Here is a 370-nt window from a genome sequence, read left to right on the forward strand (position 1 = left end):
TGGCGCGCCATTTGAAAAAGCACTGGATCTCTATTTGAAAAGATTAATGGATTTAAGCGACTTTTATCAGAATTTAAAACCGAAACTATCGTATTTGGATGAGGAATATACCCTCAGTCAGAAATTGGATTTCTTGAATCCGCTTGAGATTACCGGATCATCCAAATATTTATTGTTGGAAACGCAGTCTGATTGGTCATTACTAATAGACAATAATCGGAACGGCACAGACTTTTCAAGTGTGCCGTATGAAGCCTTGCTGTGGAAAATCAGATTATTGACTATGTACTTACGCCCATATTTTGGCAAAGATGAATTCGGTGCGGTCTCATTTACCCTATATGAGGGCAGCAAACAGGTTTCCCGTCAT

The 370-nt window shown here is 39.2% G+C and carries 1 pseudogene; it reads left to right on the top strand.

Annotated elements, in window-relative coordinates:
• Positions 1–370: pseudogene (locus tag HMPREF3047_RS11680) on the top strand (hypothetical protein); the annotation flags it as partial.

Source organism: Neisseria sp. HMSC075C10 (genome assembly GCF_001815615.1).
GTDB classification, from domain to species: Bacteria; Pseudomonadota; Gammaproteobacteria; order Burkholderiales; family Neisseriaceae; genus Neisseria; species Neisseria subflava_A.